The following is a 12,578-nucleotide window of genomic DNA, read 5'->3' as shown; positions in this document are numbered from 1 at the left end:
ACATGGACCGCGATAACACAGCAACGCCGGGGACGGACCCAAAGGTGGTGGATTTTCCAGATCAGGGCACACTTGAAGCTGAGGCCAGCGCCTGGATTGTCCGCATGGATAAAACTGATCTCTCGGTGGAAGACAAACGTGCGTTTGACGCCTGGCGCGGCACCAGCACGGAACATCAAGCTGCGTTTGATGGAATGTCGGGGCTGTGGAGAACCCTTGATGGTCTTAGCGATTTGCAGGATCGTTCGAATATCGCGCTGAATCCCACATGGCTTGAGCGGGCTGGTTTCGAGCTTAAGCATCGGGTGGTGGCGTCACTGGCCTCTGTTGCGGCTATGGTGCTGCTGGTTATCTTTGTTGGGCCTTTTACGTTCTCGGACCCCCATTACATGCAGGCTCATCGTACTGTGGTTGGCACGCAAAAAACGGTGACCTTACCTGACGGTAGCGTTCTGCTGTTAAATACAAACAGTCACGTGGATGTGGAATATTCAGACCAGAAACGCGATGTGTATCTGCACAAAGGCGAAGTACACTTTACCGTCGCCAAGGACAAAGAGCGGCCCTTTTCCGTCTATGCAGATGAACGCGTTGTGACAGCCACCGGCACAGCCTTTGCCGTGATGCGGCGCGAAACCGGCATTGAAGTGACGGTCACCGAAGGTGATGTGAAGCTCTACTTTTCACCAGAGGCCGATGCGAATCCAGCAACACTCGAGCAAGCGTCAATACGCTCGACGGTTGCCAACCTGACCGCGGGCGAGAAGGTCATATTTGCCGAGACGCTGGAACAAGTTGAGGTGATACCCGAACCCGAACTGAACCGCAAACTGGCCTGGCGTCAGGGTGTTCTGGCGTTTGCCGGGGAACCCCTGTCTGACGTTATTGCAGAGGTTAGCCGCTATACAGAGATCGACATCATCATCGAAGACCCGGTCCTGAATGAACTGCGGTTTGGCGGATTCTTTAAAGTGGGCAACGTCGACGCCCTGTTTGACGCTCTGGAGCAAAGCTTTGGTGTGGACGTAAAACGGGACCCAAATTCAAAGGTTTATCTGTCTGCAACACAGATGTGACCGAAAGAAATTGACAGTCTGCTGAGACTGTCAAAGCACATTGCCGGAGATTTGAGATGGAACGACGCAACATGCTGAAGACTGGAGTCGCAGCCGTTGCGGCCTCGGCGTTGCCCACATCAGCGCAGGCCGCAAAATCGGGTGTGACTGTTGCTCCTGTGGGAAGTGAATTGGAGGCCCTGCGCCAGCCACTTATGAACACAGCCCAGGCGCAGGCGGTGATGGAAGAATATGACCTGGCCGGCATGCTGGCGCTGAACCCGGTCAACATTTACTACCTGACCAATACCATGCCCATCGGCGCCAAAATGCGCTGGGAGTACCCTGCATTTGCAACCCTTCCGCGGGACCTGGATCAACCCACCTTCTTGGTCACAACAGCTCTTCAGATGTGGGACATCGCTAATGGAGACCGCTGGAGCCCAGAGGTCATGCCCTATTCAGCCCCAACAAATACAGCGGATTACTTGGGAGAGAACGGCAAAGCTTTAACTGAAGAGCCGGTCGCGGCCACCGGCGGACTTGCGGTGCGAGATGGAGTACCACTGACCGAGCGGGAACAAGGCTGGGCGACGAGCCAAACAAACGCACAACCCTCCGCGACACCCGAATGGGCGCTGGCGCGGGCGATGAAAGAATCAGGCATCGTCAAAGGCCGCGTGGCCGTGGACGACATGCGCATCGCACACTTGTTGCAACGGATCGGCGCGGCAGACAACATTGAGTTTGTCGACGGCGATAATTTGTTCCGGCGCATTCGCTATATCAAATCAGAACCCGAAATTGCGTTGATGCGCCTGGCCGGTGAAAAGAATGCCGCAGCGACATTGGCGACCGCGCGCTCGATCGAAAAAGGCATGACCTTTGCGGACGTCGAGCGCAAGTTCCTGGCCGAATGCGCGGTGCGGGGGAACGCCATGACCTTCTTCATCGCGGGTGTTTCGCTTGGCTATTTTCCAGATGCCGAAGTGGTGCCGGGCAAACCGTTTCTGATTGATGCGGTCTCAGACTTTCATCAGTATCACGGCGATTTTGCCCGCTCGATTGTGGTCGGTGAACCCAGCAAAGACGTGATACAGCGCGCAGAGGCCCAACACGTGACACGTGAAGCCATTTTTTCAATGCTCAAACCTGGCGTGAAATATTCGGATATCCGCAAGGTAGGATTTGAGACCTTCAAGAAAGCCGGCGCAAACCCGGATACGCTGATTGTGAACCCGCATTCGCTTGGCCTACAGCACACCGATCAACCCTATGACGACAGCAACCCCTGGCGCGGTGGCGAGGACATTGTGCTCAAAGCGGGCATGGTGATTACGGTTGATCTGCCGTACATCGAAATCGGCTTCGGCGCGGGGCATAACGAAGACCTGCTGCTGATCACAGACGACGGCTACGAACCCCTGAACTCGGAAGAAGACCCGCTGATCATCGTCTAGCTGGGACGCCCCTTCACCAAACTGCGACTCGCCCCCGTCTGTGCAAAAAGGCGGGGGCTTTTTTGCGAGAAATTTTTGTGGGAACCTCGGTTCGAGAATCTTTTTCTGGGGCTTGTCCGTGGGACAAGCCCATGCACCACTGGTTTCCCTCACACGAGCCCATGCACGTATGATCGGCGGAACGAGCCCATGGAACCTCTCCGGCGCCCCCCCGTGGAACGAGCCCATGGACGCTAGCAGCGAAGCCAATTACAAATTTACCTTGCCTAAATAACAATTTAAATTGTATACTTCCGCTCCATTGAGAGTGTGACCGGATCTTGCTGTGACCAACAAAAGCTCTTCCCGCCCGGAACCAAAATCTGCAGCAGCCGATCCAGCGGCGACGTGCGAACAAACGATGATGAATCACATTCAGGCACAGATCATCGATACGGTCGCGGCCAGCGCTCCCACCCTGGACACCTCCGCCCCATCGGACCCTGACCAACAGACTACGGATAAAGTTCAGAGCGCGATTACCGCATGGGTTGGCATGACCAAGGAGGGGGATGCGGTTGAAGCCATGATTGCGGCGCAACTGGTGGCCTCTCAGAACCTGACCATGGCCACGATAAAGCGCGCGATGAAACGCACGACAGGCTCAAGCCACTATGGCACCTGCATTATCGATGCTTGCCGCATTTCCACGCTGACCCTGCGTCAAATTGAAACCCTGGCGCGCTACCGCACCTGGAAACGCCAATCCTAGATCGCACAGACGTAATAGAGCTTAGAGCAATTTTTATGAGCACACAGTTTCTATGAGCACAGAGTCCCACCCGCGCCGCGCCCATGAGCGGCCCACACACTGTGGCGCACGCACCCGCGGCGGCACACCGTGCAAGTTGCCCCCCGTGACTGACCGGACCCGCTGTCGCATGCACGGCGGATCGAGAACCGGTTTGAAACCCTCGGGCGGACAACTTGGAAATCAGAACGCGTTTTTACACGGCTACTATTCCGCCGCCGCACGGGCCGAACGCAAACGCCTGGCCGATCAAATCAGATGGCTGAAAGCCCAGATGAAAGCGATCAGAGAATCTATGAAGCCTTAACAGTACTCTTAACTGTCCCCGGTACGGATTTCCTGATCGGTTCCCACTTGAGAGTTTGCATCCCAGGGGTTGGCGACGGTGCGGAACACGGCGGTGAAGTCGTTCTGGTCCGCACTGCACCTAAGATAGCCACGCTGATCGCCATCCAGATACATCATGTGCGGATTGGCATCGCGTGAGTCGTACATGTCAGCCGCCCAGGGACAGTTGGATGAAATCGACGTCGCGGCAAAGTTATGCGCGACTACCGGCGTACGCATATCATCGGGGTTTTGATGAACCTTCATGGCGACAGCACTGTGCCAATCACCACTGACCACAACCGGGTTGGACACGTCATGGGCAACCAGGGCGTCGATGATACGCTGGCGCTGGGCGGGATAGCCGTCCCACTGATCCATGTTGTAGCGAGAGCGGCCTTCGGTTGTGTATTGCACCGGGCCAAACCAGGTTTGACTGGCGAGCACGTTGTGCTTGGCATCTGACGTGCGCAATTGCTCCATGAGCCATGCCTCCTGTTGCGGACCGGTCATGGTGCGCTCGGGACCGAACGCGTCGTCACAGCGGTCATCGCCCGGAAAAACTTCCGGATCGCAAGCCTGATCCGAGCGAAACTGACGTGTATCCAGCAAGTTCACATGCATGGGTCCAAACCTGAACGCGCCATACATTTGTAGGCCGTTCATGGTGGGAGGCATCTCCAGCGGCATATGTTCCCAATAAGCTTGCAAGGCCGCGCGCTTGCGGACGGTAAATTCATCCGGCGTTTGCTTGTCCGGATCTTGAGGGATGTCGGCCGCCCAGTTGTTGTCGATCTCGTGATCGTCCATAGCCACAATCCAGGGCGAGGCCGCGTGGGCGGCTTGGAGATGAGGATCGCTTTTGTACAGACCGTAGCGATTGCGGTAATCCCACAGCGACACGATTTCAGGACCATCGTGCTGACGCACGATCTCCATGTTCAGTATCCGTCCACGGATCTCCTGCGTTGTTTTGCCGAGGGAATTCATGCCGCCTTCGTAGATGTAATCGCCGACATGCACCACACAGTCCGGTGCCCACTCAGCCAGATCCCGATAAGCGGCAAAGTAACCTGTTTCCCAGTGCTGGCAGGTGGCCACGGCCATATTTGAGGTTTTGGCTTTGGGGTCAGCCGTGCGGGTGCGGCCAACCGGGCTTTCATCCTGACCGAAGTAGAATTGATACCAATATTCCCGACCAGGCTCTAAGCCCTGCGCCAGCACATGCACGGCATGGCCTTTGGCGTCGGAGGTCGGCACATAACCGTCCTGGACGGTGCGGCGCATGGCTGCATCGGAACACAACCGGTAGCGCACCTGAGTCAAACCTGCGGGCATACCGCCGCCTTGCAACGGCTTGGGCGCAAGGCGGGTCCACAAAACAACGCTGTTTGGACGCGGGCATCCGGACGCCACACCAAGGGTAAAATGATAGGCGCTGCTTTGGGCGCGCGCTGTCGGCACCCACAGGGCGGCCCCGGTCGAGGCCATAAACAAACGGCGTGAAAACATGATGATCTCCTTTAGGCGCTGAGCCTTGTTTGAAACCTGAAACGTGAAACGTTTAAAATCTAGAACCTAAAACATGTGCCGCAGCCAAGATGTGAAAGGGCGGTAAAACTACACTGGGGAGAGATGTTTACCGCCCTCGCACTATGGGCTTCCTCTACGGGGTGATCAGGAAGGCCATGAACTTGGTCGTATCCGGCTTATAATTTTGCCGGCTTAGAAGTTATATTCATACTGAAGCCAGAATGAGCGCGGCTTCCCGTTCCAGCCGTAGGTGTAATAGTAGTTGGGATCATTCGGCCCCAACTCGCCACGAATACCAGCGCGCGACAATTGCTGATCGCTCGCACCCCCACGTTCAAAGTATTTTTCATCGGTGACATTGACGATCCGCAGCATGAAGCGGTGCTCCAGATTATCGCCCATCAGGTACTGAACCGAAGCGTTGAGGAGGAAGTAATCACCGATGTTTTGATCCGGGTTGGTGCGGTTGCCATTGGCATCCACCAGCCGGGCGGCGGTGTTCTGCACATAGTTTGCCTCCGGCCCCTGTATGCGTGGGTTGGCAGAAAGGATCCACCGATCCGTTGGCGTGTAGGTGATCAGACCGGACAGCATCCATTCGGGCCGCTCGCTGGATTGACGGAACTCGTTACTGCCCGCCTCCCCGGGAACAACCGTTGTCAGAACTTGCCCCGTGCCGGCACGAATGGCTCTGGCACCAAACACCGGGTTGGGTTCCAGGGATTTCTGGTCGGTGTAGCTGAGGTCGAGCTGCCACTGGTCAAGGTCAAGCGCAATGTCAATCGTAAAGCCCTCGATATCCTGCTCGTTGAGTGTGTTAAACACTGCGGTATCGAGTGGACTTAACCCAAGAGAGGCAAAGTTTGCGCACAGTTCGGTCGGCGTTTTGATATTGGGGTTGATGGTGCGGGAGGGATCTACACCAGGGCAAACGTCACGTATTTGATCGGTGCCGAATAAGTTGTCGATCACCGTATCAAAATACCCCACTTCGACGTTAAAGGTGCCGCCCCAGACTTCACCGTTGATGCCGGCCCCGAAGTTATAATTTTCAACCCGTTGGGTTTCCAAAGACGCGTTCTCGGCACGGTCGGGACGGGCACCGGTTTCGGTCAGTGTGGGATTACTGTAGGACGTGCCGCCGTTGGAGCGGAGATAAAAGCCGCCCGGCAATTCCTGGCGGATGCCGTACTTCCAAATGAACTCATCCTGGAACGCACTGTTGAAATCGTTACGCACCGCGAAGGACACCGACGTGCCTTCGAGGAACGGCAATTCGGCACGCACATCACCATACACACCGGTGCTTCTGACAGTCTGGTTGGATAATCCATACACATCTGCTGAGGCGTCCTGATAGGCCGTGTACTGTGCCCCGACGACGGTTTCAAAATAATCGCTCCACTCTATTTTGGTGCGCGCATTGACGCCGTAATCGCGGAAGCCGGCTTTAAACTGGGTGCCTTCACCATAACCCTTGGTTGGGATGCCTGTGCCGAACCCGGCAATCGACTGAATGACAGTGCCCATGGGGTCACCAATGCGGAAGGGGTTTTCAAGCGTGCCCAGAATGTTGCCGTTGGCATCCACATAAAACCCATCCCGCGACGTGCCATCGGCACGGGGACTGGACTCCGGATTGGTCACGCATCCGATGGGAAGGCCGTTGGCTGCCGCGAAGGCTTCATAGTCGGAGGCCAGCGTAAAGCGTGAACCTGTGGCCGGGTTGATGACTCCTTGAGGGATGCGGCAAATCTGGGCGTCGACTTCCGTGTTGGACAGCTTTGGTTCGGTGTAGTAGGCCTCGGCTTCAAAGCCGATGCGGTCACTGAACCGGGTTTTAAACTTGGCATCGAAGATCGGAAACTCGGTGTAGTTCGGATTGAACACGTGAGAGTTCGGAAAGGAATCTCGGAAATCGACCGTGCCGAATTGCCCGCCAAGACGGAACTCCGTGTCTGCATCAACCTGGAACAAATACTTAGCGCCGATGAGATTGTAGCTGTAAGGAAACTCGTGCTTACCGCCAAGCTCCAGCACCGTATCGACATAAGATTCTTCGTTAAATAAGTTGTGGGCATCGGTTTCATAAGACCGCCCGAAAACCATCAGGCTGTGGCGCCCCTCCTGATCAATCGGGAAGGTATAGTTGCCGTAGATTTCACGGGTTTTAAAGGAGCCAGCGTAAGCACCGAACTGACCCTTGTTGGTGCCATCGGGTTCCTTGTAGCGCACATTAACCACCCCAAGACCGCCATTGCCGCCGTAATAAAGACTTTGCCCACCACGGAAGATTTCAACACTTTCAATCATGCGCGGGTCGATCACAGTCGCACCCCAAATGGTTTCAAGCGGGGTACCACGGTCAAAGGTGGGAACACCGTCCAACAGCAACAAAGTGTCGCGGTCGGTACCGCCGTCAATGCGGATGGTGAACTCCCCTTCATCGGGCGAATAGCCAATGTTGGCCCCGCGAATAAGCCCAGAGGCCAGCTCGCCAAAGTTGGTAAATCCGCCGGTTTCAATTTCAAAGGAATTGATGACCTGAACCTGGGTGCCAAACCTGGCAAAATCGACCGCGATTTCTGAGATCTGCTCGGTCACCACCTGACCTTCTACAATGATCTCTTCGACTTTTATCACTGGCGCCTGTTGCGCAACCGCCAGTGTTGGTAATGCCACTGAAAGCATCAGAGCGTTGATAAATCGTCCGTGCTGTCTCGCACCACTTCTATAGGTCCGTCCCATGAGTCACTCCAAAAATGATTACAACATCTGCCCCACATGTGAAGCCACCGATGTTGCTTAATTGGCCCCTAAAGCCCGCAGGAGAGGACCTTAGTTGCCAACTGCGACAGGGATATGGAAGTCCGCAGACATAATGGTGAAATAAAATAGGGGAGCAGGTCATTTATTGGTTTTTTAATTTTAACGCTGCCAATGACTCTCTTGTGAAAAAGGGATAAAGAATTGCGCTAGAGCTGCATTAATATGCTGCGTCATAAAATGGCCAACGCTTTGTCATATGATGTATTTGCAAATTCGGTACTGAAAAAACATTACGGTTTGAAGATCAAAGCGTGAGGCTCCTGTTCAAAAACAGACAATCCCGTTCTAGGCAAACTGAGATCTATACCTCGAGGCAGGGGGGCGTTCATCTCTCTGAAGACAGCTTCTGTCAGAACGTGTCAATAAAAACATCGCAACACTGCACAGCAGCTTGTCTCATATCTCAATCGGCACGAATAACATGGCGCGCTTTGATAATGCCCCCTTGGCGCATTGGGGTTTGGGCAGATGATAAACACATAGCGCATTCAAGACTCTGCTGAGCCCCGACCACTGGTGTGCATTTTAACTTTGCCGCACCGTGCACCGCAGCCGTGAACATGGATAATAAGGGCTAGAGACCGGACGACTGGCGCAGTCCCTGCGCCCGTTTGAGATAGGCCAAAACATCATCAAGGCGTTCGTCACGCCACACGCTGTGACCGCGCTTGCGGGACCCAGGGATGAACGTTAAAGGATCTGACAGCCATGCCTTCAAGGTTTCATCGGTCCAAATGATACCGGACGCACGCAAAGCCTCTGAATACGAAAAATCTGGCACCGTGCCGGCTTGCCGTCCGAACACGCCCCGCAGCGGCGGGCCCGCTTGTCGCCCGTCGCGGTACAAGGAATGACAAGGCGCACATTCGCGATACAACAAAGCCCCGCGCTCGGGGTTACCTTGCGCCAACACCATTGAGGGTGCGGTTATAAAACTGAGCATCACAGCGACGAAAGCTAGACCGCGCAGCGCCGTTACCATGGTTTGATCTCGGGCTTGATCGCACCCATCCAGGCGGCCATCAACGCCATAGCAACAATGGCGTAACTGCCCCATTTCACATGGGCGGCCGAGAGCACCTCGGCCTCTACTGCACCATCGGAGGCTTTGTAAAACCGCAGCGGCCGTGTCTGCCACCGCAAGAGGCTGCTGACCATCAGCATGAGGCCAAACAACACCACCTTGGCGGCAAGCCAATTGGTTTGAATCATGCCCGTACCGAGAAAACCGACAATGCCATCATAAACATGACCAAGACCGATTATGAACCGCAACACAATTTCAGTGGTGTAGGTGCGGCGGGCAAAGGCCGCGTTGCCGGACACTTCCGCAATCAGCACAATCAGCAGCCAGGCCAGCGCCACACTCCATGTGGCTGTTAACCACCTAGGTGACATCAAAGTATACACACCAATATCGATGGCGATGGACACCCCAAAGGGCAAAAACGTGACCAGCAGCAGGCCACTGACGGCGTAGCTCCAACGGCGCACCTGGGCCACAAGGGCTTGCGCATCCGCACTCACGTCAGTCCGCCGGGAGAGCCGCACGGCATAGAGGACTGGCAGCTCAAGCCCGACGATGACGGCAAAAGCAACGATGTGCAGGTAATGCACCAGATCAATACCGGTCATCATATTATGCCCCTTTCCGCCCGTCTTGTATGCGGTCGCGGTTTAGCCCTGTTTAAAGTGGATAATCGCGTTCCGGATCAACACCGCAGGTTTCAATAAACTTGCGAATTTGGGTCACTTCCTGTGGCGGTAAGCTATGGCTGGCGTGACTGAAGTTCGCGGTATGGCCCTTGAGTTTGACTGACACTTTGCCGGTATGGGTGGACGAAACGTCCGCCCCCAGTTCCCCTAACACTGACTCAACTTGATTGAAACTAATGTTGGCGCTAACTGGGTGCGCAAACAGCGCATGTAAAACCTTGCGATGTTTATGATTCATGGTGGCCTCCTTCAATCGGCGGGACGGGGAATATTACGCCAATTCTGAACCATCGCGGCGGCGATAACCTTGATTCAGCTCAAACAAGAGCACCGCTCAAACCGAACAATGGGGCCAGAAAAAGTTAGGGCCGAACCCGCTCACCCGATGCACCGAATGACCAAAGTCCGACCCTAACCTCAGTGACTGTTGCCAGCCACCGAACCTGATCTGCATGTATTTATGGTAGGGGCTTATACCAGTCAGATGCAGAAAGCGTGTTCCTTTATTAAATCAATAGCCCAGGTGTTCAGTCAGTGACGTCCTTGTGAAGCGCTTACTGATTTAGCGCTTACTGATTTAGCACCTACTTATTCAACCCCTACTTATTCAACCAGCGACTCTGACCATCGAGCAAATTCTTCATATCATCACGAGACTGCGGCAACTGATCACGCGGCAAGTCTAAATGGTTGAGCGGAATTTCCTGTTGATATTGATCAAACACCGGTGCCACCACTTCCAACGGATAACGCGGGATGGTGCGGCCCTTGCGGAATTCGGCAATGGGAATTTCAGCTTCGATGAAGCTTTCGTTGTTGCTGGGGTCTTCCGCCAACACTTTACCATCTGGCCCAACAATCAAAGACTGGCCGCCAAAGCTGGCCGGCACGCCGGACTCTGGTGGAAAGATGATGTTGGACATGGCCGAATACATGTCGTTGTAAAAGGCGATGGCCTGCACATCGACTTTTGAAAACAACGTTGCGGTACGCATCATAATTTCGACCCCGCGCATGGCATAGGCGGCAAACACAAACGGATCAATTTGTACGGTGCTGACGGCGATGTTGCCGTATTCGGTTTTAAGAACCGGGAATTCTTCTTCGATGCCGTACTTGGCACGGAATTTATCACGCACGTTCTCAAGGGTGGTGGTTGGAATTTCACCGTCATCGCCCAACCGGATCACATTGCGTGATTTCCAGTAGGTGGCCTTGATTTCGCCATCGCGGCCAATCACCGGATTAAGGCTGAGGATATGTCCCGGCCACTCCGGGTCGGTCGCGTAACTGCCGAAGATGATGTACGTGTCACACTCCTTCGCCAGCTCACCGATGCGTTTTGTTTCCGGGCCGGGCACTTGAATGGTGAATTTCAGTTTTTCATCACGAGAGCCGGAGGAATATCCGGTCAGTGGAAATTCGTTAAACAGAATGAAGTCAGGCTTATTGCCCTCGGTGCACGCCCGGTTGATCCAGTAGGCCATGCGCTCCACATTGGTGGCTAACCCCTCGGCGATGGTCGGGGCCTGTTGCAAGTTGATAGGCGCGTTTTGCACCACTTTGACGACCACGGTGTCTTTTTCCAGCGGCACGGTCGAATAGCTGCCGTCGGGCATGACCAATTGCGGCGTTGGAGTTTGGGCACAGGCAGACAGGCTGAACAACCCGACGCATAAAGCGCTGGCCAAACCTAATGTCTTTTTACGCAACATCCCGTTGCGCACGTTGGATGGTGTCATTTTTACAGCTCCCCTGAGTTTGATTTTGTGAGTCTAATAGGGCTATAGCCGGACGCAAGGGAAAGCGTAAAAAATATACACAAGAGACGCTCGCCCGTTGCATGGCATCAGCACGCGGAATATTATTGCAGCGTTGCATGACTGACGAAAACCGTTCTGACGTATAAGGAACGCAAGGTGGCTGACCACTGGGAAGTGCGACTCGGACTGCTGAGATACAGTTAAGTCCGGTTGCGCCGTTCGTCTGGGCACCCCCAAAAAAAAGGAGGTGCCGTTATGACACGGACCACGATAACACCGGCCACGATAACACCCGCACAGACTGAGTATTCGCCGCTGAACATCGGCATCGTGCTGTTCGACAAGGCCACGTTGATGGATTTCGCCGGACCCTGGGATGTGTTCAAGCGTCTGCCCAATGCCACCACACATCTGGTGGCGCATGATCTGACGCCGGTTACAGCAAGCGGCATGACCATTGTGCCGACGACCACATGGACTGCGTTGCGCGAAAACAACATCAAATTAGATGTAATGTGCGTGCCCGGTGGGGTGGGGCATGTGAAGGCCATGGGCGATGACGTGCTGCTGGAGCACCTGCGTGATCACGCCACCACAGCCATTATGTGACAGCCGTGTGCACCGGCACCTTGGTGCTGGGCGCAGCGGGTTTGATTGACGGTTACCGCGCGACAACACACTGGGTGTCGTTAAACCGCCTGAGCCCGTTTGGCGCAACCCCAGACCCCGCGCGCGTGGTGATTGACCGCAACCGCATCACTGGCGGCGGCGTTACCGCGGCCCTGGACTTTGCCTTGACGGTGGCCGCCGAACTGCGCAGCGAAAAAATCGCCAAGTCGATTCAGTTGGGCATGGAATACGCCCCGGCCCCACCGTTTGCCTGTGGCCATCCCGACACCGCGGACCCGGACATCGTGGCCGCTGTCAAAGCCGAGTATACCGGTGGCTATGTGCAGAAGATGGCCGAGGTTGATGCCCGGGCTATAGCGAAACTCAAATGACGCGGACGTAGCAGAGAATCAGATCAGCAAACTCGCCTGACAATATTCAAGCTCTCAAAAACTTTATTGACAACACTATTGTCATATAATATTTGACAGGTATA

General features: G+C 54.9%; 12 protein-coding genes and 1 riboswitch. Of the genes, 6 read left to right on the top strand and 6 right to left on the bottom strand.

All coding sequences use genetic code 11. The features are described from left to right. Window positions 1-2 precede the first annotated feature (2 nt). From RIC29_17755 to RIC29_17740, 4 genes are all read left to right on the top strand, one after another. On the top strand, window positions 3-1,076 hold the full coding sequence (locus RIC29_17755; GenBank protein MEQ8736772.1) for a FecR domain-containing protein: 1,074 nt from the start codon (window positions 3-5) through the stop codon (window positions 1,074-1,076). Between the two features lie 56 nt (window positions 1,077-1,132). Next, entirely contained in the window at window positions 1,133-2,515 is a 1,383-nt protein-coding gene (locus RIC29_17750; protein MEQ8736771.1) for a M24 family metallopeptidase, read from the top strand. 325 nt (window positions 2,516-2,840) lie between these two features. After that, window positions 2,841-3,266, top strand: a complete 426-nt coding sequence (locus RIC29_17745) for a hypothetical protein (protein MEQ8736770.1) — start codon at window positions 2,841-2,843, stop codon at window positions 3,264-3,266. A gap of 52 nt (window positions 3,267-3,318) precedes the next feature. After that, window positions 3,319-3,612, top strand: a complete 294-nt coding sequence (locus RIC29_17740) for an HGGxSTG domain-containing protein (GenBank protein ID MEQ8736769.1) — start codon at window positions 3,319-3,321, stop codon at window positions 3,610-3,612. 8 nt (window positions 3,613-3,620) lie between these two features. On the opposite strand, the gene RIC29_17735 is transcribed toward RIC29_17740, so the two are convergent. From RIC29_17735 to RIC29_17710, 6 genes are all read right to left on the bottom strand, one after another. Next, window positions 3,621-5,144, bottom strand: coding sequence for an alkaline phosphatase D family protein (locus RIC29_17735; protein ID MEQ8736768.1), 1,524 nt, complete (start codon window positions 5,142-5,144; stop codon window positions 3,621-3,623). A gap of 213 nt (window positions 5,145-5,357) precedes the next feature. Continuing rightward, entirely contained in the window at window positions 5,358-7,913 is a 2,556-nt protein-coding gene (locus RIC29_17730; GenBank protein MEQ8736767.1) for a TonB-dependent receptor plug domain-containing protein, read from the bottom strand. A gap of 655 nt (window positions 7,914-8,568) precedes the next feature. Beyond that, the gene (locus RIC29_17725; protein MEQ8736766.1) at window positions 8,569-8,976 is read right to left on the bottom strand and encodes a c-type cytochrome; all 408 of its coding nucleotides are present in this window, start codon (window positions 8,974-8,976) and stop codon (window positions 8,569-8,571) included. Next, window positions 8,970-9,632, bottom strand: a complete 663-nt coding sequence (locus RIC29_17720) for a hypothetical protein (GenBank protein MEQ8736765.1) — start codon at window positions 9,630-9,632, stop codon at window positions 8,970-8,972. The genes RIC29_17725 and RIC29_17720 overlap by 7 nt, the downstream gene beginning before the upstream one ends. Before the next feature lie 49 nt (window positions 9,633-9,681). Further along, complete coding sequence (locus tag RIC29_17715) at window positions 9,682-9,948, bottom strand: hypothetical protein (GenBank protein ID MEQ8736764.1); 267 nt, start codon at window positions 9,946-9,948, stop codon at window positions 9,682-9,684. A 361-nt stretch (window positions 9,949-10,309) separates the two neighbouring features. Next, a complete protein-coding gene (locus RIC29_17710; GenBank protein MEQ8736763.1) occupies window positions 10,310-11,452 on the bottom strand; it encodes a nitrilase-related carbon-nitrogen hydrolase in 1,143 nt (380 codons plus the stop codon). 127 nt (window positions 11,453-11,579) lie between these two features. Continuing rightward, a riboswitch (ZMP/ZTP riboswitch) is annotated at window positions 11,580-11,709 on the top strand. A 19-nt stretch (window positions 11,710-11,728) separates the two neighbouring features. Here RIC29_17710 and RIC29_17705 point away from each other — a divergent pair. Continuing rightward, the gene (locus tag RIC29_17705; GenBank protein ID MEQ8736762.1) at window positions 11,729-12,082 is read left to right on the top strand and encodes a DJ-1/PfpI family protein; all 354 of its coding nucleotides are present in this window, start codon (window positions 11,729-11,731) and stop codon (window positions 12,080-12,082) included. A 5-nt stretch (window positions 12,083-12,087) separates the two neighbouring features. After that, window positions 12,088-12,474 carry a DJ-1/PfpI family protein gene (locus tag RIC29_17700; protein ID MEQ8736761.1) on the top strand — a complete coding sequence of 129 codons (387 nt, stop codon included), beginning with the start codon at window positions 12,088-12,090 and terminating at the stop codon, window positions 12,472-12,474. Window positions 12,475-12,578 lie beyond the last annotated feature (104 nt).

The sequence above is a fragment of the Rhodospirillaceae bacterium genome (genome assembly GCA_040219235.1).
In the GTDB taxonomy this organism is placed as follows: Bacteria; Pseudomonadota; Alphaproteobacteria; order Rhodospirillales; family Rhodospirillaceae; genus WLXB01.
This window is presented reverse-complemented; position numbering and strand designations above follow the sequence as displayed.